This window comes from Chroococcidiopsis sp. SAG 2025, assembly GCF_032860985.1.
Taxonomy (GTDB): Bacteria; Cyanobacteriota; Cyanobacteriia; order Cyanobacteriales; family Chroococcidiopsidaceae; genus Chroococcidiopsis.
In genome coordinates this window covers 313325-339589 of record NZ_JAOCNC010000002.1, presented here as the reverse complement: position 1 = coordinate 339589, position 26265 = coordinate 313325, and the positions used below count along the sequence as shown (strand labels likewise).

24 protein-coding genes and 12 pseudogenes are annotated in these 26265 nt (G+C 45.4%); 19 read left to right on the top strand and 17 right to left on the bottom strand.

The window, feature by feature from the left end; translation table 11 throughout:
- Nucleotides 1–105 precede the first annotated feature (105 nt).
- A complete protein-coding gene (locus tag N4J56_RS34490) occupies nt 106–300 on the top strand; it encodes a hypothetical protein (RefSeq protein ID WP_317111229.1) in 195 nt (64 codons plus the stop codon).
- A gap of 157 nt (nt 301–457) precedes the next feature.
- Here N4J56_RS34490 and N4J56_RS34485 read toward each other — a convergent pair.
- From N4J56_RS34485 to N4J56_RS34450, 8 genes and pseudogenes are all read right to left on the bottom strand, one after another.
- Nucleotides 458–738, bottom strand: a pseudogene (locus N4J56_RS34485) (HU family DNA-binding protein).
- 218 nt (nt 739–956) lie between these two features.
- Complete coding sequence (locus N4J56_RS34480) at nt 957–1433, bottom strand: transposase (RefSeq protein WP_317111227.1); 477 nt, start codon at nt 1431–1433, stop codon at nt 957–959.
- 73 nt (nt 1434–1506) lie between these two features.
- Entirely contained in the window at nt 1507–1695 is a 189-nt protein-coding gene (locus N4J56_RS34475) for a transposase (protein WP_317111203.1), read from the bottom strand.
- A 2-nt stretch (nt 1696–1697) separates the two neighbouring features.
- The gene (locus tag N4J56_RS34470; protein ID WP_317111310.1) at nt 1698–2105 is read right to left on the bottom strand and encodes a transposase; all 408 of its coding nucleotides are present in this window, start codon (nt 2103–2105) and stop codon (nt 1698–1700) included.
- Between the two features lie 17 nt (nt 2106–2122).
- Nucleotides 2123–2931, bottom strand: a pseudogene (locus N4J56_RS34465) (IS5 family transposase).
- Nucleotides 2932–2949: 18 nt separating this feature from the next.
- Nucleotides 2950–3081, bottom strand: a complete 132-nt coding sequence (locus N4J56_RS34460) for a hypothetical protein (RefSeq protein WP_317111225.1) — start codon at nt 3079–3081, stop codon at nt 2950–2952.
- A 75-nt stretch (nt 3082–3156) separates the two neighbouring features.
- Nucleotides 3157–4041 carry an HlyD family efflux transporter periplasmic adaptor subunit gene (locus N4J56_RS34455; protein ID WP_317111224.1) on the bottom strand — a complete coding sequence of 295 codons (885 nt, stop codon included), beginning with the start codon at nt 4039–4041 and terminating at the stop codon, nt 3157–3159.
- Between the two features lie 242 nt (nt 4042–4283).
- Nucleotides 4284–4376: pseudogene (locus N4J56_RS34450) on the bottom strand (IS1 family transposase); the annotation flags it as partial.
- 587 nt (nt 4377–4963) lie between these two features.
- Here N4J56_RS34450 and N4J56_RS34445 point away from each other — a divergent pair.
- Together N4J56_RS34445 and N4J56_RS34440 are read left to right on the top strand one after the other, a co-directional pair.
- Complete coding sequence (locus N4J56_RS34445) at nt 4964–5437, top strand: transposase (protein ID WP_317106468.1); 474 nt, start codon at nt 4964–4966, stop codon at nt 5435–5437.
- A 46-nt stretch (nt 5438–5483) separates the two neighbouring features.
- On the top strand, nt 5484–5633 hold the full coding sequence (locus tag N4J56_RS34440; RefSeq protein ID WP_317106469.1) for a hypothetical protein: 150 nt from the start codon (nt 5484–5486) through the stop codon (nt 5631–5633).
- Here N4J56_RS34440 and N4J56_RS34435 read toward each other — a convergent pair.
- Nucleotides 5633–6276: pseudogene (locus tag N4J56_RS34435) on the bottom strand (IS1 family transposase); the annotation flags it as partial. The gene N4J56_RS34440 and the pseudogene N4J56_RS34435 sit on opposite strands and share 1 nt — an antisense overlap.
- A 60-nt stretch (nt 6277–6336) precedes the next feature.
- On the opposite strand from N4J56_RS34435, the pseudogene N4J56_RS34430 reads away from it, so the two are divergent.
- The 5 genes and pseudogenes from N4J56_RS34430 to N4J56_RS34410 form a co-directional block, all read left to right on the top strand.
- Nucleotides 6337–7053, top strand: a pseudogene (locus N4J56_RS34430) (IS701 family transposase); the annotation flags it as partial.
- Between the two features lie 25 nt (nt 7054–7078).
- On the top strand, nt 7079–7345 hold the full coding sequence (locus N4J56_RS34425) for a hypothetical protein (protein ID WP_317111222.1): 267 nt from the start codon (nt 7079–7081) through the stop codon (nt 7343–7345).
- Nucleotides 7346–7479: 134 nt separating this feature from the next.
- Nucleotides 7480–8325, top strand: coding sequence for an energy transducer TonB (locus N4J56_RS34420; RefSeq protein ID WP_317111220.1), 846 nt, complete (start codon nt 7480–7482; stop codon nt 8323–8325).
- Nucleotides 8326–8590: 265 nt separating this feature from the next.
- On the top strand, nt 8591–11092 hold the full coding sequence (locus tag N4J56_RS34415) for a TonB-dependent siderophore receptor (protein ID WP_317111307.1): 2502 nt from the start codon (nt 8591–8593) through the stop codon (nt 11090–11092).
- Between the two features lie 136 nt (nt 11093–11228).
- Nucleotides 11229–11411, top strand: a complete 183-nt coding sequence (locus tag N4J56_RS34410; RefSeq protein ID WP_317111218.1) for a hypothetical protein — start codon at nt 11229–11231, stop codon at nt 11409–11411.
- On the opposite strand, the pseudogene N4J56_RS34405 reads toward N4J56_RS34410, so the two are convergent.
- Nucleotides 11412–12281, bottom strand: a pseudogene (locus N4J56_RS34405) (transposase). It abuts the gene before it with no gap.
- A gap of 2 nt (nt 12282–12283) precedes the next feature.
- Here N4J56_RS34405 and N4J56_RS34400 point away from each other — a divergent pair.
- A complete protein-coding gene (locus N4J56_RS34400) occupies nt 12284–12952 on the top strand; it encodes an AraC family transcriptional regulator (protein ID WP_317111216.1) in 669 nt (222 codons plus the stop codon).
- Here N4J56_RS34400 and N4J56_RS34395 read toward each other — a convergent pair.
- Nucleotides 12922–13263, bottom strand: a complete 342-nt coding sequence (locus N4J56_RS34395; protein ID WP_317111214.1) for a transposase — start codon at nt 13261–13263, stop codon at nt 12922–12924. The two genes, N4J56_RS34400 and N4J56_RS34395, sit on opposite strands and share 31 nt — an antisense overlap.
- Nucleotides 13264–13483: 220 nt before the next feature.
- Between N4J56_RS34395 and N4J56_RS41545 the strand changes: the two are divergent.
- Nucleotides 13484–14372, top strand: a pseudogene (locus N4J56_RS41545) (IS6 family transposase).
- Nucleotides 14373–14678: 306 nt separating this feature from the next.
- Here the strand turns inward: N4J56_RS41545 and N4J56_RS34380 are convergent.
- The 5 genes and pseudogenes from N4J56_RS34380 to N4J56_RS34360 all read right to left on the bottom strand — a co-directional run.
- A complete protein-coding gene (locus tag N4J56_RS34380) occupies nt 14679–16112 on the bottom strand; it encodes a di-heme oxidoredictase family protein (RefSeq protein ID WP_317111212.1) in 1434 nt (477 codons plus the stop codon).
- 2 nt (nt 16113–16114) lie between these two features.
- The gene (locus N4J56_RS34375) at nt 16115–17491 is read right to left on the bottom strand and encodes an imelysin family protein (protein ID WP_317111211.1); all 1377 of its coding nucleotides are present in this window, start codon (nt 17489–17491) and stop codon (nt 16115–16117) included.
- A 161-nt stretch (nt 17492–17652) separates the two neighbouring features.
- Nucleotides 17653–17898 (bottom strand): hypothetical protein, encoded by a 246-nt coding sequence (locus N4J56_RS34370; RefSeq protein ID WP_317111312.1) that lies wholly within the window; start codon nt 17896–17898, stop codon nt 17653–17655.
- 107 nt (nt 17899–18005) lie between these two features.
- Nucleotides 18006–18714, bottom strand: a pseudogene (locus tag N4J56_RS34365) (IS6 family transposase).
- Nucleotides 18715–18724: 10 nt separating this feature from the next.
- A pseudogene (locus tag N4J56_RS34360) lies at nt 18725–18994 on the bottom strand (SDR family NAD(P)-dependent oxidoreductase); the annotation flags it as partial.
- 294 nt (nt 18995–19288) lie between these two features.
- Between N4J56_RS34360 and N4J56_RS41540 the strand changes: the two are divergent.
- The 9 genes and pseudogenes from N4J56_RS41540 to N4J56_RS34305 form a co-directional block, all read left to right on the top strand.
- A pseudogene (locus N4J56_RS41540) lies at nt 19289–20033 on the top strand (AraC family transcriptional regulator N-terminal domain-containing protein); the annotation flags it as partial.
- A 91-nt stretch (nt 20034–20124) separates the two neighbouring features.
- Nucleotides 20125–20649: a transposase gene (locus N4J56_RS34345; RefSeq protein WP_317111205.1), complete on the top strand. Its 525-nt coding sequence runs from the start codon at nt 20125–20127 to the stop codon at nt 20647–20649.
- A 2-nt stretch (nt 20650–20651) separates the two neighbouring features.
- Nucleotides 20652–20840: a transposase gene (locus tag N4J56_RS34340; RefSeq protein ID WP_317111203.1), complete on the top strand. Its 189-nt coding sequence runs from the start codon at nt 20652–20654 to the stop codon at nt 20838–20840.
- 23 nt (nt 20841–20863) lie between these two features.
- Nucleotides 20864–21037, top strand: coding sequence for a hypothetical protein (locus N4J56_RS34335; RefSeq protein ID WP_317111201.1), 174 nt, complete (start codon nt 20864–20866; stop codon nt 21035–21037).
- Complete coding sequence (locus N4J56_RS34330) at nt 20982–21383, top strand: hypothetical protein (RefSeq protein ID WP_317111200.1); 402 nt, start codon at nt 20982–20984, stop codon at nt 21381–21383. Before N4J56_RS34335 ends, N4J56_RS34330 begins: the two co-directional genes overlap by 56 nt.
- 26 nt (nt 21384–21409) lie before the next feature.
- Nucleotides 21410–21715, top strand: a complete 306-nt coding sequence (locus tag N4J56_RS34325; RefSeq protein WP_410500733.1) for a transposase — start codon at nt 21410–21412, stop codon at nt 21713–21715.
- A gap of 50 nt (nt 21716–21765) precedes the next feature.
- Nucleotides 21766–22864, top strand: a pseudogene (locus N4J56_RS34320) (RRXRR domain-containing protein).
- Between the two features lie 252 nt (nt 22865–23116).
- A pseudogene (locus N4J56_RS34310) lies at nt 23117–23385 on the top strand (IS4 family transposase); the annotation flags it as partial.
- Nucleotides 23386–23745: 360 nt separating this feature from the next.
- Complete coding sequence (locus N4J56_RS34305) at nt 23746–24639, top strand: hypothetical protein (protein WP_317111194.1); 894 nt, start codon at nt 23746–23748, stop codon at nt 24637–24639.
- A gap of 609 nt (nt 24640–25248) precedes the next feature.
- On the opposite strand, the gene N4J56_RS34300 is transcribed toward N4J56_RS34305, so the two are convergent.
- Nucleotides 25249–26124 carry a response regulator gene (locus N4J56_RS34300; protein WP_317111192.1) on the bottom strand — a complete coding sequence of 292 codons (876 nt, stop codon included), beginning with the start codon at nt 26122–26124 and terminating at the stop codon, nt 25249–25251.
- Nucleotides 26125–26265 lie beyond the last annotated feature (141 nt).

Genomic DNA, 26265 nt, shown 5'->3' with positions numbered 1-26265 from the left:
TCTCTCGATTCATGTAAAAAGTCGTTGCATAGCCAAATTGGAATGCGCTGTTAATGTTACAAGCAGAGAATAATCAAATCGCAATTCTTCAAGGAAAAATACTGCATGACCCAAGCCAGATCGGATATCACCCTCAAATTCAACGAATTGCCCCAAGTCAAGCCAGCAGAGAATAAGAAGGTAGAAATTATCCTGACCGACCAAAATGGAGTCCACGTTTACCGCTTTGCTGAATGCCAAGAGTTGGCGCGCTCGCGGAAGCTGATGCGGCAAGTTTTAGTGACTGGGGTGGAGCGGTAAACGGGAAGTTGGGGCAACGTACGGCAGATGGTTTTGAGGTTCTAGAAGCAGGGGTGAGGATTTTCGAGAAAAAATTTAAGGAGCCAGCGGCGGAAGTTGTCTCTACCAGTTAATGTCTGTTAGTTGCGCTTCGCACTTTGAGTCGAGCGCGTGGAAGCTAACTGTTAGGAGCAACTTTATCTTTGAACAACTTGCCAGGAGCGAAGCCAGGAACGCGAGTGGCAGGGATTGTCATCTTCTCGCCAGATCTGGGATTACGCCCTTCCCTCGCCGAGCGTTGGCGCGGCTCAAAAGAACCAAAACCGACTAAGGAAACTTTATCGCCGGTAGACACGACTTCCACAATTGTCTCTGTAATGGCACTGAGGATGAGATCGGCATCTTTCTTGGTGACATTAGTTTGGATGCAATAACATCAACGAGTTCTGCTTTATTCATCGTAATTAAGGCTCATCAGGTCGCCGTCATTGTAGTGTAGGAAAAAGGCAATGGCAATTGTAGTGCTTTAAACTTCATACTAACCTACCAATAAAGCTTTCATCTCCCCAACAACTTCGTACAACATAGCCGTCCAAATAGGTGCGATTGTTACTTAGTTGTGAGTATTTCACGGGTCTAAGATCAGTTTTGCTTTCCTAATGGGACTTTAAAACTTTCTAAGCCCAAATATAGCCGAACTTAGCTCTGTGAGAGGCAAATACATCAACATGCTCATTAAGCCAGCGGACCAAACGAAACTCGACTGCGGTGCGGAATGCCTCCAATGCTTCGGCAAAAGTTTGTAAGGGTTTGGTTGCCCAACGTCTGCGGAATCCGCCGGTCAACTGATGCCAAAGGATGAAGGTGTAAGCGATGAACACTAAAACCCAATGACGCTTCATACTCAGAGCATCCCGAACTTGATACTCACTCAAACCCAACCAGCCCTTGGCTTCTCGATAGAAGACCTCCACCCAGTTGCGAGCAGAATATGTTTGAGCTACCCAAGCCGCACTGACTTGGTTGTCAGAGGCATTGGTGAGAAAGTAATCCACCTCCGTCGCTTGCTCGAAACTAGAGGCATTGAGTTGAATCGCCAGCCAGCGAGTGTGCCTTCGAGCTTCGGAACGTGAACTGGTAACAGCGCCACCCAAACTGTCCGGGGCTGCTCCAGATTGAGTTGCACAGGTGTGAACTGCTCCACTGCCAAGGTTTGAGCAATAGCTTCTAATCCCTGCTTACGAGCAGACTCATCACCTGATGTTTGAGCAGTAACTTGGCGGTTTTGGCGATTGCTGCCACGTAAGTTAGGTTTCTCGACTCCAACTGCTTGAGAAAAGGCGTGTTATTACCGTAGCCTGCATCAATTACAGTCACACCCGGTCGATAACCGCGCTTCAAGCATTGGTCAACCAAGTCTAGAGCCAGGTCAGGTTTTTCTGGAAGTTGGGGTCTGCCTTGCCTTGCTCGAATAAACTTGCGTGTTGATAGAGTGCAACATCTAACGGCAGACGTCGCACTCCATCATACAAGTAGGTAGTCAGCAGCACAATACCATTGTCAGTCTTGCCAATCTCCCCAATGTACTGCCGTCCTACCCCATCAGTAGCCGCACCACTTTTGCGATGTCCCGAATCATCTACAATCAATGTGAAACCTTGACTCGGGGTCGTCTGGCGACACTGGTGCATCACCTCCAACCGCCGATTATTTAGCTTGACTTCATCCCAAGGGGCATTGTTGAGAAAATGTCTGAGGCTGTTGTAGGAGCCATCTACTGTATTTGTGACCAGTTGGCTCAGGTTTTTGCGCTGACTCTCACCCAGCAGTCCCCTAGAGCGTGTTATGCACTTTGCCTTACCAAATCTACAAATCGCCTGAGCATTATGACGGCAAAGGCAACAAAATGAAAACCAACTAATGTCTGTGCTAAACGTTCATAATCTCTTGTTAAGCGCCGAAAGCGCCCAGTCCACGCAAAACTTCGCTCCACTACCCACCTGCGAGGAAGTAAAACAAATCCCTTCTTGGCTTCTGGTAGTTTGACGACTTCCAATTGGATACCTTCTACGGCAGCCTCCTGAGCGGCTTGTTCTCCGGTATACCCTTGATCCACAAAGGCAATTTCCACCGTCTCACCAGTAATTTCTTGCACTTGTTGAGCAAGTTCCTGTACCTGGGAGCGGTCTTGTTCGTTCGCAGGGGTCACTACCAGTCCTAACAAATGTCCCAGAGTATCAACTGCAACATGTGTACCTTGCTGCCCTTCTTGCGTTTACCACCGTCATACCCAGCTCGTCCTCCACTTTCAGGGGTTGACTGTAGGGTGCGACTGTCGAGAATCACCGCAGTTGGGGTCTCCTTGCGTCCGGCAGCCAACCGCAGTAGTGTTCGGAGGTCGTCTACAATTGCCTCAAATACTCCTGCATCAATCCACCGTTGAGTTTGCTGATAAACTGCTGCCCAAGGCGGAAGGTCATGCGGCATCATGCGCCAAGAGGCACCAGAGCGAACCAGCCAACGCAACCCGTTAAACACTTCCCTGAGACTATGTTCTCGTTGCGGTGCTTCTTCGCTCATCAAAGTAAGATAAGGGGCAACAAATGTCCACTCGTCATCACTGACATCAGTAGGATATGCTTTTCTTTCCATATTCCTACTCTAGCGATCCTAAAAGTTCATAACACCCTCTAGATAAACACGAAATTCCTGCCGCTGCTTCTGACGCGAAAATACATCATCAAACCGACGACACCAGTTCTCAAAGCACTGCGGCATCGCTGCTGGTACTTGATCTTTCACCTTACGTTGCTCCTGTCGAGACTGACGTAAAACGCAACTCCTACCCGCATTCTAGCTCAATTTGCTCCATCTTTCTTACAAAGTCCCACTAAGCAGGAATTGGAGTACGGTCTCTTCTCTAGAAATAATATCAGCTCTGCCGTCCATTCCCAACTGGAGTAAACACTGATTTTTGCCTTGACCTAAAGCCAGGCTTTCTGGCTTAATCGTCACCTCGTAGAAAGCAGTAGCTGTATTAGGGTTCCGACTAGAAGCAGTGGTGGAATTGGTTGTAGTAGTACTATTGTGTTGAGGTTTAACGGTATCTGCGGAAACTTGGCTCACTTTACCTTTGAGCGTACCATAGTCTGGATAAGGACAGGCAGAAACCCGCATCTGTACATCTTGACCTGATTTCAACTTACTTTTATCCTCGATAGCCACCGCTGCCTCAATCTCTAAAGAAGCATCACTGGGGACAATTTCAGCAATTTCTTCTCCAAGACGTACAGTTTGACCGGGGTTACGCAGGTTGAGCTTGAAGACAATACCATTTGCTGTGGCAGTAATAACAGTCTGGCTAATATCAGTTTCCACTTGCTGGAGTTCACGAGTGTTCTGAGCTAGCTGTTGTTGAATTTCAATTCGTTGCTGGATTAGGGTAAGGCGTTCCTTGTCTAAGGTAGCTTCGTTGGCTTCTGCTGCTGCTTTTGCTTGGGCAATCTGCTGGGAGGCGATCGCTACTTCTGCGTTACTAGGATCGAGGGCAGCTAGAGCACGTTGCACTCTAGCTCGGGTCGCTTCAACCTCTTGTTGTTGCTGCTGGACCTCCAGTTGTGCTTCCTCCAATTGATTCTTGGAAACTGCCCCATCTTCTGCGATCGGCTGATATCGCTCCCGCTTCGCTCTAGCTACATTTAAAGCCGCCACTGTTGACTTGAAGTTAGCCTCAGCTTCTTTGACTTCGGCAATGGTAGTCATTTGCTTGTTTTGATAGTCTCGGCGGCGACCACTCAGTTCCGCTTGGGCTGCGGTGATACTACGATTGTTACGGTTAGTTTCTGCTTTGAGTTGCCGATTTACAGCACTAAGAAGAGCGTTGATTTGAACAAGTTGTAACTGAGCTTGCTGAATGCTAGTGTGCAGTTGACTTTTTTTGGTTTGCAGTTTCGAGTCGTCGATAGTTGCGATCGCATCTCCTTGTTTAACAACTTGAGGTAGTCCTACACAAGTAAGGATGAGTTATAGTGATGAATGAAATACCAGATAGCTCCAATATGGTTATCCAACTTTTTCGAGAAGGATAACTGAGATCTTGCACCATTCTCAATAAAGGGTTGCCAAAAGAGCCAAAATCTGGAAGAAAGGGCGTAGGAATAATTTGAGTTGACGATTATGGAAACCATCGTCGAATACGCCCAAGGGCTAGTCTATAGCCTTCTTTGCTTAATGCCTAGCACATACCAGAAAGCCAGTCTAAACGCCCTGTTCGGGCTGTTTCTTGAAGCTCAAGGATATCCTTTACCCCAGCACACCCAGGTGAAATCCGCTTCTTCATTGAGTCGATTTTTGAATCACTACAATTGGTCTACTCGTAGCGTGATTCGCACGACTCGTCAAATGGTGTTGCAGCAAGTGACCGCTCATCCCCCTCATCCAAGCACTCCTTTGCGAGTGTCGATCGATCTAACGACATTCGAAAAGTGCGGCAAGTTTTTGCAGTTGAGTACGCCGACGAATGACCCCAAGGCACCTGACCCCTGGGTGAGAATACTTAACGGTAAGCGGGGATTACATTTAGTAGTATTGTACCTGGTGGTGGGTGAGTGGCGAGTGCCTTGGAGCTTTCGGGTCTGGCGGGGCAAAGGCTATCAAGCGCCCAGTACAATTAGCCTGCAAGTTGTTGGCAACGGTTCCAACCCAGTTGAGTCAGGGCAGGGTGGTCATTGTACAGGCAGATACGGAGTTTGGCACCGTAGAGTTTCTCAAAGCAGTGCGAAAGCAGTCGTGGCGAGCAGTCGTGGGGATGCGCTGCAATCGCAAAATGCAGGACGGTCGTCATCTAAAGCAACTGTATCGCCATGCCAACCGTGGACAACAGGTGTATTTAGCGGGAGACACACAGCCACTGACGGTGTCCTGGTTCTGGCTCAAACGAGCCGAAGGCAAGCGAGAACTGCGCTTTGTCGTTTCTACCCATCCTTACTCTGGCATTTATCTGGTGCGGCTAGGACGTAAGCGCTCTTGCATTGAGGGCTTTTTCAAAACGAGCAAACATCGTTTTGGGCTGCATCGCTTTGGGCAAACTACGAAACTTGGTGTCTATCGCTGGCTCATCAAGAGCGCTAATTGCCTATCTATTGGCGCATTGGATTGACCAATGGTCACTACCTCCTGTCCTGGATTGGAAAGCTGCCAGTGATTTGGCATTAACTGTACTGTTTCCCTCGGTTCTGTGGTTACAATTGCTGCGGTTCATCCGAGTCAATGCTGACATTGCTGCACAATTCGATTTTGAAATTATCCTCAAACCTTTACCCATTCTTGCTTATCGAGAATGCTGCAAGATCTGAGATAAGGTATCTCTAACCAAGCGAGAAACTCTTTGGCGTAGGGTGCAGTTAAACCGCTCAATTAAGCTGGTCTGACCACTCTTTTTACTAACAGCGCGATGTCTGGACTGAGGAATCACTTGCTCATAAGCCTCCCAAAAATCTGTATAGCAGGCGGCACATTGTTTATACGCGCTTGGTAGCGAGTGCCATAAACCTCGTGCACCGCCACGAGAGCGGTCGCCAACATAGCAGCCGACAATTTCTCCACTCTTCCAGTCCAAAGCTAACCAAACCCACTGCTTATTGCCTTTATTGCCAACAAAAGACCACATCTCGTCACACTGGATAGTTAAGCGCCCTTTTTTTTCTCCTCAACTTCAACTTGTCGTGGAGTTGTTTCATACTTAGTATTGACGTAAGTCTGTAACCATTGTTCTGATACTCCTGTAACTCTGCTAACTCCTGCTAGGGAAAGCCTTTCCAACAACAATTTGTCGATTAAATCTCTTGTTTGTTGTCCTATTACTTTTTTGGTTGGATTCTGGACAAACTGTCTGCTGCAAGCTTTACACTTGAAGTTCTGCTGACCATTATGGATTCTGCCGTTCTTCACAATCCGAGTTGCTTGACAACGGGGGCAAGTAAGACTAGCTGCTGACATGGTTCACAGTTGAAAGACCTCTTCTCTATACTTACATCCTTACTTGTATAGGACTACCCGAATTTTATATCAGGATTAGATGACCTGAGTTTGAATTATCTAGTGGCAATTCGCTCAAACCATTCTGTGGACTTACTCCCTAGACAACACACCCAATATTTGAAGTGGCATAGATTCAAAAGGGTGTTTTCTGATTTAAGTAGTGAAAATCGATTTATTAGAGAAATAATTCACGGCAAACGTAGAGAACATAGGTATTGGCAGATCACTACAGACATTGAAAAGTTACCTGAGAATTCAACTTGGTATGTCATGAGTAAATACCCAGATATTACCCCAAGAGAGGTTGGTAACTTCTACGGATTAAGGACATGGGTAGAATATGGCTTAAAGCAAAGTAAAAATGAATTAGGTTGGGCGGATTATCGTTTTACTCGCTATCAAGATATTGAGCGATGGTGGGAGATTGTATGTAGTGCCTATCTCATGGTTAGTCTTCATTCAGAATCTCTGCGTCCTTCTCCTCCAGATTCTCGATCAACATTTGCTTCTCATCCTTGGTGGGATAATGGTAAAGGTTGGAAGAATATTCTTAACAATCTTCGTCTTATTCTTCAACCTTTTACCCTATTTAACTTAATTCAACCTTGGCTTTCAGTTTTTTCTATTCCTCAATTATCTTTGGAATTTGCTAAACTTCAATCCATTGTTTATTGCCTTACCTCTTCCATTTTTACCTTCCTAACTCACCCTGATTTCCATTTTTCTTCTGCCTAAAGTGACACAACAGGGTTAATTTGATATGCTTCCTTGTCAAGATAACACGTATCCAGGGGCAAAAACCTTACGTCAAAATCCCCTAGAAGGCGATCGCGCTGCAATTAATCGCCTCAACCGATCGCAACGAGACGCACTGGTACAGACTTTAGTCAATGTCTTTACTCCCAACACCTCCACACCTCCCACTACCGAATCTCCAACCAACAACCAACCACCGACTACCGACAACCAACAACCAACTCCAACCTTTTCTCAGCTAAAACCAGGAGATGCAGACTTGTTGAAATGAACTAGTGAGTAGTGAGTAGTGAGTAGTGAGTAGTTACTGCTCTCTGCTCCCTGATTACTGATTTCCTCTTGACACGGGTAGCATAACATCATAGTCTAGCAAGAGTTAATGAAAATTATTGCCAATAGCTTTCTATGGGTTCTGATAACATTGCCATCCAGCAGCGAGAGAAAGAAGCGCGATCGCTGAAGACTCTTTTAGCTTGTAGTTTGGTTGGTTCCCTGGCTTTACACGTCGGTCTGCTATATGCAGGTATTGATAAATTATGGCAAAGGAATTCTACCCAACCAAAACCCATAGAAGTTGTTATCGTCGATCCTCCTAAAAAACCAGAGGTCAAGAAGCCAGAACCAAAACCACAGCCACCAAAACCAAAACCACAGCCACGGCGAGTACAACAGCCCAGAGTTAGGCAGCCTCAAAGAGTAGTACGTCAGTCGCCTCCCCCAAGAGTCGTTAGGGCTACTCCCAAACCCGTACCTCGCGCTATTACACCGAAGCCCACGCCTGCCCCATCTCCAATAGCCACACCTAATCCCCAGCTAAGAAATCAGCTATCGAATCTTAGGAGTGAAAGGGCAGAGCAAGCAAAAGTCTTAACTGGTAGAGGTAATCCTCAAGCACCCGTTGTAGCTCCTAGCCCTAGTACGGGTACTGGTAGAACTCCTGTAGCGACAGGACCGAGAACCGTCAGGCAACCTCGAAGTGAGGGTGATTCTGAGGGTTCTAACACTCTTACTTGTCGCCGTTGCCCTCAGCCTAGTTATCCAGCTAGCGCTAGAAGGCGGGGAGTGGAGGGCGTTCCCAAAGTTGCTTTCTATGTAGGTTCGGATGGGAATGTTAGCAACGTGCAGTTAGTGCAGTCTAGCGGTGATGCAGACCTAGATGCAGCAGCACTCAAGCAGGTAACTCGTTGGAAGTACAACGATCTCAAAAGGGGAAGGCGTGTTGTGCTGAGAGTGCGTTTTGTTCTCAACTAATGTCAGAGCCAATATTGCATTTAGACTCGATCGCAAATGCGATCGGGTTTAGACTTTCAAATTTCCCAACTTTAAAGATCGTATAAAAAAATACTTGTTTTCATACAGTTATGAAATACTTAAAACTTAATGCTATTTACTTGCATTAATAATGCTAAAATTTTCTAGTCGAAGATAGATTTAAAACTCAGTAATTCAGAGTGCAATTCGTGCCCGAACTGTACTGAATTACTGTAGCTTTGCGTGAGGAAATACAGTGAATAAAATGCATTTGGTCAGTTGTGTGGGACTGGCTGGAGTTGTTGTAACTGTTGTGGCACAGCCAGTAAGAGCTGACGTTGTCGAGGTAACTGCTGTAGAAATTCAGCCGACAGCGTCAGGAACGGAAATTGTCTTAAAAACAGCGAGTAACGAATCGCCACAAGTTTTTACATCCCGTTTCGGCAAGACTTTTGTTGCTAACGTTGTCAATACTCAATTACAGATTTCAGATAGAAACAAACTGCGACAAATAAATCCTGTAAAGGGGATTGCGGCAGTGACAGTTAGCGAGGCTGGAGCCAATAGTCTGCGTATTGTGGTGACGGGTGAGACAGAATTACCAAAAGTACGGGTACAACAAAGCAAAAATAGTTTGGTTTTGAGTGCAACTACATCTGCAACAACTGCAACTCAACCACCAGCAGCAGAAACTACAGAAATCCAATCTCCACCACCAGAAGCTACCCCAAATGCAGCAGAACCAGAAACACCAGCAGAAGGGGAAGAACAAGAAATCGTCGTCACTGGAGAACAAGAAACTGGGTACAGCGTACCCAATGCAACCACTGCGACTAAAACTGATACTCCTTTACGCGATATTCCCCAATCTATTCAAGTCATCCCTCGTCAGGTGATAGAAGATCGCCAGATAGTTCGTTTTTCTGAGTTGGCTGATAACGTCAGTGGAGTCCAACCTCAGTCAGGTTATGGCGGTTTATCCTCCCAAGGTTATTATCTTCGCGGTTTCCCTTTAGATTTTGAAGCATACCGCAATGGTTTTCGAGATTTTGGCTTCATTACTCCGCGTGATGTTGCCAATGTTGAGCGAGTAGAGTTTCTCAAAGGTCCAGCATCAGTACTTTATGGTAGCGGCTTTGGTTTTAGCGGACTCGTCAATACTGTAACGAAAAAACCGCAAGCTGAGCCTTTCTATAGATTAAATGTCACAGTTGGCAATTATGACTTTTACCGCTCCGCGCTAGATTTCACGGGTTCTTTGACTGAGGATAAATCGTTACTTTATCGCTTGAATGTTGCTTATGAAAATGCTGACAGCTTCCGCGATTTTAATGAAAACGAGAGTATCTTTATCGCACCCTCACTAACTTGGCAAATTGGTCCGCGCACTACTCTCACTACTGAACTAGAGTATCAGAATTACGATTATGTCTTCGATCGCGGCTTACTTCCTTCTGAAGAATTTTTAGATCTACCCATTAGTAGATTTTTAGGAGAACCAGACGTTAATGATGCCGACTTTAAATCGTTTTACGGCACTTATAACTTCGAACATGAATTTAGCGATAACTGGAAGTTTAGACAGGGATTTAACGTAGTTAACATTAAGGGTAATACTGAATATGTCACTACCAGCAATTTCGAGCAACCCTTTTTAGAGGAAGATGGTCGGACACTGCCACGTAACGCGCAACGCTCGGATGAAAGTTCAGAAAATTACACGCTACAAAATGAATTTTTTGGCAAGTTTAATACAGGCTCTCTCCGTCATAATGTATTGTTGGGAGTAGAGCTAGCTCGTTATAGATTTGCTTATGATTTTGAAGACGCGGCTATTGCTTCCCTTGACATCTTTGAGCCAGTTTATGGTGCTGAATCTGAACCATATATTCCAACTTCCGGTGAAGAATATGGTGCAGACACTGTTGGTATTTACGTACAAGACCTAATTGAGATTTCACCTAATCTCAAATTCCTAGCTGGAGGTCGCTTTGATTCAATCGATTCTTTCTACAAAGACACCTTAACTGATTCTTTTGGCTTCGAGCAATCTGATTCTGAATTTTCGCCACGACTCGGTATTGTTTACCAACCCAGCGAATCTACTTCTGTTTATGCCAGTTGGACTAATTCATTTAATCCAGAAATATTCAGTCGTAATCAGACAGGGCAACCTTTTGAGCCAAGCAAAGGCGAACAGTTTGAAATTGGAATTAAGCAAGGTTTTCTTGATGACAAACTCTCAGCTACACTGGCGCTTTACGAATTAACTAAAAAAAATGTCTTAACTGAAGATCCCACCGATCCTGATTTCAGTATCCAAACGGGAGAACAGAAAAGCCGTGGTGTCGAACTAGATATTGCTGGCGAAATATTACCAGGATGGAAAGTTATTGCTACCTATGCTTATACAGATGCCTTTGTCAGCGAGGATAACACGATTCCAGAAGGAAACAAATTACAGGGAGTGCCAGAACATGGTGCTAGTCTATGGACGACTTATGAAATTCAAAGTGGCAATTTACAAGGTTTAGGATTTGGTGCGGGGATATATTACGCAAGCGATCGCGAAGTTCAATTACCCAACAGCATTGAACTACCATCTTATCTACGTGCGGATGCCAGTATCTTCTATCGTCGCAATAACTGGCGAGCTGCTCTCAACTTCAAGAACATCTTTGATACTGAATATTACGCAACTCAAGGCTTTTATATTACTCCTCAAGCACCATTCACGATTTTGGGAACATTCTCTGTTGAGTTTTAACCAAATATGACCATCACTCTCTCTCAAACAGATTTTTGGGATCTGTTTGCATCCGAATCAAAAACTGAAGCATCAAACCAGTTAGAGACTGTCTATCAGTATCCTCAGCAATTAGGCAAAGGATATTTGCGAGATCATGGAACTCGGTACGGGGGTATGGCTGATGATTGTAGATGAAGTGCTGCATGATGATTTGGTAGTTAAATCACCCGTCCGCGAACATCCTATAGAATCGATCTTTCGGCTTTCAGGTAGTTCTAGTGTAAATGATGTCGCTCTCAAAGCCGGACAGCATCAACTCATTGGTAGTGGTAAGTAGCTAGGCAGATTTAAACATAAAACGTTCCAGTGTCCATCCCCCTTGTTGACTTCGATTCTCCATGCCCTCAATCATGGCATTTGCTAAATCATACTCGTTATCAAAAATCCTTCCGGCTATTTCATGGGTTTTGAGTTGATGCCACTGCGCTTCAATCAGATTCATATGTGAACTGTATTGGGGGAGAAAAAAGAGATATAGCCCTTTCGACTGCCACTGCTGCCAGTGCTCACGGGCAAGATGACTGGTATGAGCCGAACCATTATCTTGCACCACGACTGTGAGCCGTCCGGTTTGTAGCAATGTCTGCTCACTCTTTTGGGCAAGGAGCGTTCATCACTTTAACATAGCGTTCCTTGTGGAAACTGCCTTGTACCAGAGCATAGTCAAACGACTGCTCTGGTTGCCATATCCCTAGAATACTAATGCGGTCTCCATAGGATTTGACCTGCTCTTCGGTGTTTCTGCTCTCCAATGCGAGAGTAACTATAACTGACTGGACTTTCCAGACAACATCCCGATTCGTCAAGATACTTCAGGTCAATGTACCCTTCACAGGCAGCTAGTTGGAGTGTGTCTAAGTCAGCTTGCTTGAGTGCTTTGTACTCAGGATCTTGTCTGCCCCGTTGCGAGTGTCGAGTCCGCTTCCAACTAAAGCCCTTGCTGCTGCCAACGGCGGATGGTTTCGCGCACTGTCTGCTCTTGGCACTCAAAAATTTCGGCAATCGCTGGCACTACCCATCCTTGAGCATTGAGTCGAAGCATTTGTGCTCGATCTCGGGTACGTTGAGCAACGGTTTTGGCAACCCGAAGTTCACTCAACGTCCGGTCTTCTGACTCTGTCAAAACGATACGTAAAGGAGCAGGCATGAGTGGTCAAAATCAGCAAGTTTTTGGCTTTTCTCTATCTTACGTTTAATTATGCCCTACTACTTATTGCATCAGTAGATAGCGTACACGACCCAGGATTAGAACGACGTTTAGAAGTTAATATTCATATGGAACCTGACGTGTTGAAAAATTTTTTTGCCGATCCGTCAGGTGAGTTACCCGTCCAGTTACAATTTCTGATTAAAGAGAACGACTGGCAAACTTGGCTTACTCCCACAACAGTCATAACTTCTACAATGCAAACGATATTACAGCAAATATTGCATTGTCCCTATGAAGGGATAACGAAAAAAGTATATCTTCAAGGCAAAGTATTTGAACTGCTGGCTCTACAGCTAGAACCTTTACTTAAAAATCAGAAACCAAAGTGCGATCGCCGTCGCCTCAAACCCAAAGACATCGATCGCATCCATCACGCCAAAGAGATTTTACTCGCACGTTTAGAAAATCCCCCTTCTTTAATCGAGTTGGCACGGGCAGTAGGATTAAATGACTATAAGCTCAAAATAGGATTTCACCAAGTCTTCGGCACAACAGTCTTTGGTTACTTGCATAATTACCGTTTAGAGCGATCGCGCCAACTGTTAGAGGTAGGAGATTTGACCGTAACAGAAGGAGCCTATCCCACTAACTTTGGAAACCAGATGTAGGACGTGGCGAGGAGGAGGAAAGCATCAAAACATACTTTCAGGCGTTCCCATCGAACAACAAGTCTTCTGTACTTGCGTTGAAACCAGGAGAAAGAGCGCTCTTGTTGGTAGCGAGGTACAGTTTCTTTGATAGGTCTACCCTTGGGCTTTTTGCCTCTGATCTGCCGTTTTTTAATCTGCGGTCGGATACCTTTAGTTCGGAGTTTCTTACGCAACCATCTGGCATCGTATCCTTTATCAGCAGTAAGCACTTTGGGACGACGCTTAGGATTTCCCCGCTTGCCCGTCGCCAACCGGATTTGAGCTAGCATCGGCAGGACTTGTTGCCTTTCGTCACCACTCTTCAGGAGTAGTAATTGCTACAAGAGGCATACCATTGGCATCTGTAATACTGTGTATGAGGATACCTTTGCCTTTATAGCCATAAGCTACGCCTTCACCGCCACCTTTGCCAGGGGGAAAAAGGGTTCTGTTGCAAAAATCGCTGCCTCAGTAGTAAAATATTCTCTCTAGAGAGTTAATGCTACCCAGATGAACCCCAAGCACCCGTTTAAGTGGCGGCACTACCAAGCCGAAATCATCCTGCTGTGCGTCCGGTGGTATCTTCGGTATCCATTATTGTACCGCAACTTGGAGGAGATGATGACCGAGAGGGGGCTAAGCGTTGACCATACGACTATATCCCTGTTGTGTCACTCTCGGACAGCAAAAATCGAAGCTCATGACTGTAACCTTGATTGGCTCAAAGCTAGAAGCTTTATTTTCTAACAGTAACCAAAATTTATAGCCAAAAAGTTGAAAGCGAAGCGTCGAAAGCCTTTCAGAGATTAGCCTCTCCTAGAGTGACACAACAGGGATATATAGATGGGTGCAGCACTACGCCCCAGAACTAGAAAAACGTTGTCGCCCACATCTAGAGCGAACCAATGATTCTTGGCGAGTGAATGAAACCTATATTAAGGTGAAAGGTAAGTGGAAATATTTGTACCGAGCTGTTGATTCTGCTGGCAATACTATTGACTTTATGCTGAGTGCTAAAAGAGACAAACGAGCAGCAAAACGGTTCTTTTGCAAAGCACTGAAGACAGTTCATCCTCCAGCGCCACGAGTCATCAACGTAGATCGAAATGCTGCTTATCCCCCAGCCATCGATGAGTTAAAATCCGAGGAAACTCTAGATAGAATGTGCGAGATCGGGCAAAACAAATACTTAAATAATCTAGTAGAACAAGACCATAGATTTATTCAAAAGCTAGTGAATCTTGGTCTGGGCTTCAAATCATTTCATACTGCTAGAAGAATAGTTGTTGGATACGAAACTATGAATATGATCCGCAAGGGACAAATTCAACCAGTGAAAAAAGGTAATATTTTAGGGCAAGTAGAATTCGTGTCTCAAATTTTTGGAGTTGCTGCATAAAGTCCAATTACTTTACCGGAAAACTCTGTTCTCAAAATCTTTTTGCAACACAACCGTATTACTTGCTATGTTGAGAGCAGTGTTAATCCTTTTGTGCCAGTGGAAAGGGCGGAATGTGGGGTGGAGTTTAAGCTTCAGTATTTTTATGTAATAGATATGTAATAAATATAACAAAATTGTCCTAGAAGGGCGAGACTTTCAACCCAAAATTTTCGGTCAAGATTCTCTATCCTTAAAAAGTTTTTGCAACAACACCTAGGCGGAGGTCAAAATAATACGCAGCATTCATTGCAGGAAGAGTTAGTATCAAAGCGACCGAAGAAACTGAATTAGAGCAGTGCGATCGTCCTTTGACATCTTCGTAAACTTTTCCTTTGCATCTTTCGCTTCGCCTGCATGCCAGAGAATGGCTTCTTCGAGAGTACGCGCACGACCGTCATGTAAATAGCCAGAATAAGGAAGTACCGTCTGAGTTAAGCCAATTCCCCACAGCGGCGAGGTTCGCCATTCGGTTCCAGTGGCACGAAAATCGGGTCTACCATCGGCTAGTCCTGCTCCCATATCGTGAAGCATCAAGTCAGTGTAGGGATAAATAGTCTGGTTGCTCAATGCTGCAACTTCATGGCTTCCAGTACGTAGTGTAGACACATGACAAGCGACGCAGTTGGCTGAAGCAAATAACTTCTCTCCCTTTTGAACTTGAGGATTGTTTAGCATTGTGCGAGCGGGAACCGCCAAGGTTTGCACGTAAAACGTTGCTGCCTTAAGGGTTTCCCGATCGATTTCGCTGGAGCCATCGGGTTCGGGAAACATGGGACTAGTAACCCCCATATCATTCACGTAAGCTGAGGCTGTCTGCTGCAATAGATCGGGGTTATTGGCTTTCCAGCCAAAGCGACCCAGTACTTCTACTTGTTTGACAACATCCCACACATAGTTCGGGCGACCCGATATACCATCTCCATCGCGATCGTCAGGATCGGCTAGAGCGAGGATAGTTTTCTCTGGTATGGCTTCTAACAGCCCTAAACCAAAAACGGGTGAGGGAATCCGTAGGGATGTTTTAACTTCAGGCGGTAAGACTCGATTGTTCGTGCGGGTAATCTTGGCAAGCGGAGAGCGCAACTTGTAAGGCGTGCCATCAGCGTACCTCCCAAGTTGGTCCTGCCACTGAATCTCGACTTGGGCTTCTGGAGCGTGACCGTAAACCCCTTGCTCTTGAATCTGAGTTCCAATTCCTGGTACTGGCGGAGCATTGCCCAGACTAACAGCCGCTTCAGGATGATAATTTTGCTCCAGCACTGGAGCATCACCCTGTTCGCTTGGCAACTCCTTACCGTTCTGGCGCGGATTACTAACTCGTACCAAAAGCTGTCCCTTTTCCGGCATTCCTCGACCGTCTTTAATATGACAGCCCGTACAGGAGGTGTTATTGAATAATGGACCTAATCCTGGATTTACCTTTGCCGGTGGAGTAACAAAAGCTGCATCGAAGGCGCGATCGCCTTCGATATGCAGCGCTAGCATTTTCTCACTTAAATTAGGTGCGGGTTGCTCGTAGCCATGAGATGTCCGGTTGCGAATAGTTGTGTCTCCTCCGGAGCGGGCAATTTGCATTTGAGATGAGGCGGGATAATGAAAAGAGAGAGATAAAATGGCACCAGCGATCGCTGCTACCAACCCTATAAACACAAACTGACAGCTTCTTTTCAACCCCGACCGCGATCGCAATAGTTTCATGACTAATTCTGTACCAGTGGTAAGACCTGTTTTTCAATAGTTGAGTGAAGCGTCAAGATTGCTTCCCGCGCTGCCTGGATTTTTGGTTTAGCCTTGGAGCTGCATAGGGTATCTTCAATCGGTCCTGGCACGGCTGCAAGTGCAGTAGATGCCTTTTGCATCTGCTGTCGAATTTTGCTATCCAAAACCGGATCGACCGCAGCCACAATCTCACTCAGGCTCTTACCTCTGGTTTTGGTATCCGGTGCCTGCCCGAGATAAGCAAATTCAGCACTGCGGAGGTTAGCTTGAAAATCGCTTAATGAACTGTTGCTAAAGCGGCTTTCTAGCAGAAATGGATTCTGCTGCTCAAAAGCCGTACCAATTTTCACGTTCCCCACCTCGTCCAAAATGCCTAAGATTCCCTGGACAATTTCCTCAGATGCTGCTTGCACGGTCGGATAAGCTGTACTGTCACTGCCTGCATTGACAAACGCATCTCGGTATGGTAGATTGCCGTTTACCCCTTTTGTCCAACTCGTTAGCAACTGGTTAGCCGTTCGATCGAATACAGTTGTCGCTGCCTGTAGATACTGGAGTTCGCGCTGCGTAAATTGCTGTAGTTGCTTGTCGTTGTTAAGCCCAAACAGTAAGAACTCAATTGTATGAAACCCTTTCTGGTTGGTTTGCAGTTGACTCACATAATCAACTGTCAACGGGTTTTGACTGTTAAGAACTGCACTTAGATCTGCTTCGTTGACGGGCCAATCGTCTAAATTGGCATCGTAACCAAGGGATGCCGCAGGTCCAAACGCAAATGCCTCACTTCCCTCCCAGGGTATGCGTGCTGCTAGCCAAGCTTGTCGGGCAGCCTGTAGAGTCGCTCGATTGGGTTTGCTAACAAAGGCGTTTACTGCTGCAGACAGTTGTTTTGACTTTTCTGCCAACGTTTGATAGGTTGGAACGACCAGCCCATCGGTAAAATCTTTTAGGAGTTGACGATTGTTAAATTTTGCTAACGCTATATTATTGCTACCTACTGAAGGCTGGCTGGACTGAGGCTTATAAATTGTGCTGCCACTTGACGAGCCGGTGCTACCCTCACCACCTTCACCACCTTCACCACCTTCACCACCTTGCGTAGGTGTAGTCGGAGTACTTTCCCCACCGCCTTCACCACCGCCGCTGACGGGAACTGCCTTACAGGCTTCTCTAGGATTATCTTGACTGCTTTGGCTAATCAAAACGCTAGACTCTTTAAAAGCCGAAAGAAATGTATCAGCTTTAGCAACATCCGTATTTGAAAGCGCGATCGCTCCTACATTTGCCAGAACGTAAGTTCCCACACCACTCCAGATTTTCAGCTTGTTTTGCACGCTACCTCCGTACGTATTCCTCAAGATGTCTGCAGTTTGGCAAAGCTGCAACTAGATGATCTATCTCAATATCAATAACTAATGAGACTCATTGGCATTATAGGACAAGCATAGTTATATGTATACGCGTATAGCAGTTAAAGTGGGTGTAGCAGATGGAGCCAAAAGTAATTGGACTTTCTTGACTAAGCATACTGATAGACAAGTGCTTGACTTCTATCATGCAGAACTAACAGGACTCTCCAGACAACATCCTGATCGTGTTGATTCACAAAGCGATACCGTTGTTGCGCGTCAACGTACGAGATATATGCAGATAATGCATTTATGAGCAGATAAGCTAAATCTGGCTCTAGTTGCCCTGGCTCTCCATCAGTATCTAGCTTTCGGCTAAGATCGCTTTGGCGGGGCGGAAAACCAGAACTCATCATATGTAAATTCTTCCCCTTACCAATGTTGGATTGCGCTTTTGTGTAGCATTTTCGGTTGTGTTGCAAAAGATTTTGAGAACAGAGTTTTCCGGTAAAGTAATTGGACTTTATGCAGCAACTCCAAAAATTTGAGACACGAATTCTACTTGCCCTAAAATATTACCTTTTTTCACTGGTTGAATTTGTCCCTTGCGGATCATATTCATAGTTTCGTATCCAACAACTATTCTTCTAGCAGTATGAAATGATTTGAAGCCCAGACCAAGATTCACTAGCTTTTGAATAAATCTATGGTCTTGTTCTACTAGATTATTTAAGTATTTGTTTTGCCCGATCTCGCACATTCTATCTAGAGTTTCCTCGGATTTTAACTCATCGATGGCTGGGGATAAGCAGCATTTCGATCTACGTTGATGACTCGTGGCGCTGGAGGATGAACTGTCTTCAGTGCTTTGCAAAAGAACCGTTTTGCTGCTCGTTTGTCTCTTTTAGCACTCAGCATAAAGTCAATAGTATTGCCAGCAGAATCAACAGCTCGGTACAAATATTTCCACTTACCTTTCACCTTAATATAGGTTTCATTCACTCGCCAAGAATCATTGGTTCGCTCTAGATGTGGGCGACAACGTTTTTCTAGTTCTGGGGCGTAGTGCTGCACCCATCTATATATAGTCGTATGGTCAACGCTTAGCCCCTCTCGGTCATCATCTCCTCCAAGTTGCGGTACAATAATGGATACCGAAGATACCACCGGACGCACAGCAGGATGATTTCGGCTTGGTAGTGCCGCCACTTAAACGGGTGCTTGGGGTTCATCTGGGTAGCATTAACTCTCTAGAGAATATTTTACTACTGAGGCAGCGATTTTTGCAACAGAACCAATGTTCATCAAACGATCAAAATCTTCCTCAGTCGTTTCGGCAAAAGATGAGTGAACACCCGTTCCAGCGTTATTTACCAAAAGATCAAAACGATCGGCTTGCCATTGATCTTTGAGTGACTGCTGAACTTGTGCAGCGAAACTATCAAACGTCTTAATGTCAGCCGTATCGAGTTGCAGCGCCACCGCTTTAGCTCCAAGCTGTTCAATCTCTGCAACGACGTTTTCGCTTCCTCAGCATTGCGATGGTAAGTAACGATGACAGCAACCCCTTTTTCGCCAGATGCAAAGCGGTACTTTGCCCAGTCCTCGACTCGATCCCGTTACCAATGCAATTTTGGTCATTATTTATCTTTCTGCTGTGTTGTTTGAATGTATTCATCGTAGGGTTGCAGATTGGGTTCTTCAATACACAGACCTCGCAGTTTATTGCCTAATCCTCCAGATTGTGATCTTGGGGCTGGATAAGAATGTTCTATAATCTGCGAAAGAAGATAAGCTCCAGAGACTATGACAGACAGACTCATCGTTGATCGATGTCGAGAACTAGCCGCCCTGATTAACCGCCATACCAATGGTGACGGTTTTCATCAAACGAGTATCGCGCCGCTAGGATTCACGCGTGAGTCTTCGACGAGTACGAGGCTGCATGGAGTCAGCACCCCAATGCTGGCGATCGTAGTTCAGGGTAAAAAGGCGCGGCGCTAGGTGAGGAAATCTATCGGTATGGTGAGGCGCAATATCTGGTTGTTTCAGTCGATCAACCGATTAGCGGATTTATTATCGAAGCGACTCCTGAGCGCCCCTACTTAGGATTCAAGCTGGATCTTGACCCGCACGAACTCCGTGAACTGATTGCGATTCAAACGACTGCGATCACGGATAAGAAAGAAACTTCAGTCCGAGGTTTTTCGTCAGCACCGCCAATCTATTATTGCTCGATTGTGCCCTGCGATTGATCCAGCTATTAGATACTCCTCAAGATATTCCAATTCTGGCTCCAATGATAATTCGCGAAATCTACTACCGCTTGTTGATCGGCGAACAAAGTGAAGCCGTTCGCCAGATTGCGACATCGGGGAGCAACATGCAGCGGATCGCAGCAGTCATTCAAAGCATCAAGGTAGATTTTGCTAAACCACTGCGCGTTGCTGATCTCGCTGAGCAGGCTAGCATGTCGCCTTCCTCTTTCCACCATCATTTTAAGCAAGTGACCTCAATGAGTCCGCTGCAATATCAAAAGCAGATCCGACTCTAGTGGGACTTTGTAAGAAAGATGGAGCAAATTGAGCTAGAATGCGGGTAGGAGTTGCGTTTTACGTCAGTCTCGACAGGAGCAACGTAAGGTGAAAGATCAAGTACCAGCAGCGATGCCGCAGTGCTTTGAGAACTGGTGTCGTCGGTTTGATGATGTATTTTCGCGTCAGAAGCAGCGGCAGGAATTTCGTGTTTATCTAGGGGACTGCTGGGTGAGAGTCAGCGCAAAACCTGAGCCAACTGGTCACAAATACAGTAGATGGCTCCTACAACAGCCTCAGACATTTTCTCAACAATGCCCTTGGGATGAAGTCAAGCTAAATAATCGGCGGTTGGAGGTGATGCACCAGTGTCGCCAGACGACCCCGAGTCAAGGTTTCACATTGATTGTAGATGATTCGGGACATCGCAAAAGTGGTGCGGCTACTGATGGGGTAGGACGGCAGTACATTGGGGAGATTGGCAAGACTGACAATGGTATTGTGCTGCTGACTACCTACTTGTATGATGGAGTGCGACATCTGCCGTTAGATGTTGCACTCTATCAACACGCAAGTTTATTCGAGCAAGGCAAGGCAGACCCCAACTTCCAGAAAAACCTGACCTGGCTCTAGACTTGGTTGACCAATGCTTGAAGCGCGGTTATCGACCGGGTGTGACTGTAATTGATGCAGGCTACGGTAATAACACGCCTTTTCTCAAGCAGTTGGAGTCGAGAAACCTAACTTACGTGGCAGCAATCGCCAAAACCGCCAAGTTACTGCTCAAACATCAGGTGATGAGTCTGCTCGTAAGCAGGGATTAGAAGCTATTGCTCAAACCTTGGCAGTGGAGCAGTTCACACCTGTGCAACTCAATCTGGAGCAGCCCCGGACAGTTTGGGTGGCGCTGTTACCAGTTCACGTTCCGAAGCTCGAAGGCACTCGCTGGCTGGCGATTCAACTCAATGCCTCTAGTTTCGAGCAAGCGACGGAGGTGGATTACTTTCACCAATGCCTCTGACAACCAAGTCAGTGCGGCTTGGGTAGCTCAAACATATTCTGCTCGCAACTGGGTGGAGGTCTTCTATCGAAGCCAAGGGCTGGTTGGGTTTGAGGAGTATCAAGTTCGGGATGCTCTGAGTATGAAGCGTCATTGGGTTTTAGTGTTCATCGCTTACACCTTCATCCTTTGGCATCAGTTGACCGGCGGATTCCGCAGACGTTGGGCAACCAAACCCTTACAAACTTTTGCCGAAGCATTGGAGGCATTCCGCACCGCAGTCGAGTTTCGTTTGGTCCGCTGGCTTAATGAGCATGTTGATGTATTTGCCTCTCACAGAGCTAAGTTCGGCTATATTTGGGCTTAGAAAGTTTTAAAGTCCCATTAGGAGCAATAGTGGCATTGCTAGAAGAGTGCTATAACTCTAAGTCTTTAGAGCTAATTTGGGCAGATAGTGGCTACAGTGGAGAGAATTTTGCACAAGCTGTAATGGTAGTCTGCGGTGCAGAAGTAGAAATAGTTAAGCGGATTACAGATGGGTTTGAAGTTTTGCCCAGAAGATGGGTAGTTGAACGAACTTTTGGCTGGCTAGGACGCTATCGACGACTAAGTAAGGATTATGAACTCCTACCGGAAATAAGTGAATCTATGGTCTACGCTGCTATGGTACGGCTGATGCTGAGACGACTAGCTGCTTGATTTTACTTTATAAATCAGCTCTAAAACAAGTAATTGGGTTATACCAAACAATGTTACGAGTACCAGTTGTCGATTCAAACCACCAACCTCTAATGCCCACAACTAGCGCCAGAGCTAGAAAGTGGATAGAATCCGGCAAAGCAATTAAACGCTGGTCGGACAATGGGCAATTCTACGTCCAACTGACTATTGAGCCATCGGGACGCAATACCCAGGATATTGTTATCGGGATTGACCCAGGTAAAAATTATTCGGGAATTGGGGCTGTGTCTGCCAAATTTACTTTGTATACAGCCCACCTAATTCTACCGTTCAAAACGGTACGAGAAAGGATGGACAATCGGCGATTAATGCGACGTGGACGCAGAGGACGGAGAATCAATCGCAGGGTTGAGTTTTCTAAACGCGCCCATCGACAAAAGCGGTTTGCGAATCGTCGTCAAGGCAAGTTAGCCCCGTCGATTCGTGCCAACCGCCAGTTAGAACTGAGAATTGTTTCCGAATTGTGCAAAATCTATCCAGTCACGGAGATTCGTTACGAATACGTTCGAGCGGATGTAGACAAAACATCGGGACGCAAGGGAGCAAAGTCGGGCAAGGGTTTCTCGCCAGTGATGGTAGGTCAAGTATGGATGCTCGAACAACTCTCATCATTTGCTCCTGTTGTTAAAGTCGAAGGCTACCAAACAGCGCAGGTACGAAACTACCTTGGGCTAACTAAAACAAGACTGACAAATCTAAACCTGAATTTAACACTCATGCAGTTGATGGCGTTGCGATTGCGGCATCTCACTTTGTCGAATATCGCAAATACCACAGATTAGATGTGGACGGGGCTGACTGGTTTGGCTCTATATCCATCACACCTGCATCATTTTTTGTGATTCGTCGTCCACCCTATTCTCGCCGTCAACTACATTTGATGGTTCCGTCTTGTGGCGGTATTAGACGCAAATATGGTGGCTCTACAACCCGTCATGGTTTAAGAAAGGGTGACTTGGTTAATTCCCTTCATGTATTGGCTTTGTCTCAGGCGACACCGAAAGACAAATATCTGTTAGCGATGCAAGCTGGAAACGGCTTGGACAGATAGCAGCAAGCAAAGTCAGTTTAATCCGTCGTTCAAACGGGTTGGTTGTTGCTTGTTAAGTATAAAGCCGTCCTGCGCTTCGCGCGTATGACGGGGTTTCAGACCCACATTTCCTGATGAAGACGGCTCAATGTCTGATGGGAGCGTAACAAATTAGTATGATTCGTAGTACGTGTTTTGGAATAGAAAGCTTAATAAGAATTAAGCGACGAAAACTAAAGATAGCAAGCGTTATAGTTCTTAATAAACCAGTCTTCCAGTAAGAATGTACTTCAATGTAACATTATCATACTATTTTGTTACGCTTCCCCTGGCTGTTCTATGCAGTGTTGGTAGATCTGGGAGATGCAGTTGTAGATGAAGTAGGAGTTCCCTTTGACTCCATTTCCTTGGAGATGCTGGACCGAGAAATGTACTACTTTGGCGTTGCTTACGACAAGGGTAAGCAACCGAGCCTGTGAGCTATTTTGCTGCACCCAAAAATCAGGATTTGAGAGTAGTCAAAAATCGTAAAAAGGAAGCTTTGCTTGACTTGTCGCCATTTCCCCGACCTCGCTTGACTTTTTCCCCATCTTCTTAACTTGTCAAGGATGGGCGAGTAGTGAGGATTATTTGTACTAGCTAATATTATACAGAATGCTGAAGGGGCAAGGATTACAACTCACCACTACTTCCATATCACTACCCTCAAATAGATTGTGTCAAGGGTAAAAAGCTAATTTCGGTATTCGAGGAAACCGAGCAACATTAAACACCTGAACTTATTTCTATCGACAACTCTCGATATTTAAAAGAACATACTGAAAGCTTAAAGTAATTTCAACACTAAACGTATCTGTAGCTGTCTAGTATCTTAGCTCTACGCTGCTCTATAGTTCATAGCTTTGGGCTGTCTATTAAACCTGAAACATCAAATCTAAAATTCTGTCAGTCTCATTCTATGTTGAGAAGTTGTTCATTTATTCGTCGCTTTATATTCCTAACAATATTTGGGTTTCTGTTAGCAATCCTAATATTAGCGCCTCAAATCATACAAGCAAATGCCATAGTCAGTAAAGTTAATGTTTTAGAAAAAAATGGCTTACATCAGGTACTATCGCAAGCAAATTCAGCTAATCTCAATGGGAACTCGGCAGAGCTAATTATCAGCGATATGCAAGGTCAGCACGAAAGTAGGCTGCAAGGAGTGCCAGATTCATATGACTGGTCGCAAGGTCCGAGAATTGCTTCAGGTAACAATCCTGGAGAATTGCAAGCAATAACTGGCTGGGGTATTGTCAACGAAGCTGCTGGAGGTAATCCAGCAACAAATACCCGCGTCGAGATTAGTGCGCTCCGTACCTACTTGCTGAGAAGAAGCAATAATCAATGGCTGACGTTACAAGACGCTATTCCCGAGGGAGCAGCATTTAGGGAAGATTTCACAGACAATGCCAATGTTCCTGCAAACGTGCGTAAAGAGCCACAAGGAACTATTTCAGTGAAGGCGGGTAATGGATTTAATTTCCATTTTTGGCCCCGAAGCAGGGCGAAAATAGATCCAGAAGATATAGCAGGCATCTTTGTCACTTTCAGAGCAAGATTAATTGTAGACAACCCCAATCAAGCTGATGATCGAGGTTTTGCACGTTACCTTGCTTTGGCTGGAGCGGATTACTGGTCAAATACCTTTCCATCCAATCGTGAAAGGACTGCAGATGCTGGGATCGGCAAAGCTAAGTATGTTACCGGAGAATGGAGATACTTCAACATGACAACAGCATCTCCAGAAGTTCTCAAACGCCATCCTCCTCCGCTGGAGAAGAGTCAGGGTTGTGTCGCAAAAATAGGTTGAAGAAGTGTAACAAACTAGGGGAACGCAACAAATTAGTATGTTTTGTAGTATAGCCTTTAAAGCTTAAAGTTTAATGAGAATAGACAGTGAAAAATTGTAATTTTTAATGCTTTGAATTCTCAATAAGGCAGTCATTTACAAAGAACATGCTTCAATGTAGTGTAAAGCATGTTCTTTTGTTACGCTCTTGTAGGGGGAAGCGTAACAATTTAGGATGATTTGTATTGCATTGAAGTGCATCTGTTCTGAAAGACTTGTTTATTGAGAATAAAGTCGCTTGTAAACCCGAGTTTTTTGTGATTAATTTTCATTAAGTTGTTTGTTATTAAACGCATACTACAAATTATCCTAATCTGTTACGCTTTCCTTTGTCTTCGGGTGTCATCAGGCGGTTGAGAAGCATGTATGCTTCTCCAGCCTAATTTTTCTCTCAAGAAGGTGACAAGCACTCCTTTACTGAGGAGCTGTGCGAGCAGGAAAGTTTCATGCACCGTTTTGTAGCTGAGTCAGAGGGGCGACTCCTTGGTTTAGCATCCATCTAATGCATAAGTTTTGATTTTACGCCTCTGTCATAGTTAAATAATGTCACCATTAGAATGACGGGTAGTTTTAGAATTCTCCAATCCGTCCAGCTAGAAGTGCAACAGCCAGCCCCAGAACAAGCAGTTCGATGGGTTTAGCTAATTGCAAATCAAACCCTGCTTGCAGAGCTGTGGTGCGTTCCTCCTCATTGGCATAAGCTGTCAGGGCGAGCGCCGGAATCTCGCCGCCCGATGAAGCGGAACGTCGTCTGAGCTGGCGGATTAAACTGTAACCATCTTGCAGTGGCATTCTAATATCGCTGACTAAGATATCCGGTTGAAACTGTTCGAGTTGTATTAAAGCTGCTTGTACCGAGCAGAGCGCAAGAACCTCTGCACCAAAAGAAAGCAGCATTGTTTCCTCTGTGTATCTGCCATCAGCATCGTCATCGACCAACAACACCTTCAGACCTTGGAGCAGATGCTGGTTGGTTAACCAGGATTGTTCTTCGTTGTAGGTTTTTGCTTTGAAGCGATTGATTTGACGATTGTAAATAGCGCTCCTCAAGCTTTTGGCAAAATATTCCCAACTAATTGGTTGTGGAATGATGTCATAAGCTTCTTGTCCTAATACGGCGACAGCTCGCCGATACTCTTCAATTTTACAGACGACAACCAGTGGAATTGGCGGCTGTGTAGCTCTTAGCATTGCCAGCAATTGTTCCCCGTCTGTTGTCAGTAGTCTAAACTCAACAACGATCGCATCGTTGCTGATAGCGCTAAATTGGCGAATAGCAGCCCCAGCACAGATGCAGGTAGTGATGCTTAGTGTTGGAAGTCGGATGTGGAGCGTTTGGGTTAGTGAATCTAAAAACGTCACATTATCGCTGACAATTAGAACATTAACTTCAGCACTTATGTGAGAGCTAGAATTTGCATCCCAAGGAGGCGGTGTGTTCGTCACTGATCTTGACCTGTTTCAGGCTCTAAAGAAACTGCTGCCAGAGAGAAGCAAGAATTGTTTTAGAGGCTTCCACTTTAGTTAAAACCTAAAGAAGGGGGCAATACATCCTCTGCTAGAATGTTGACGAGTTTTTGGATTTGT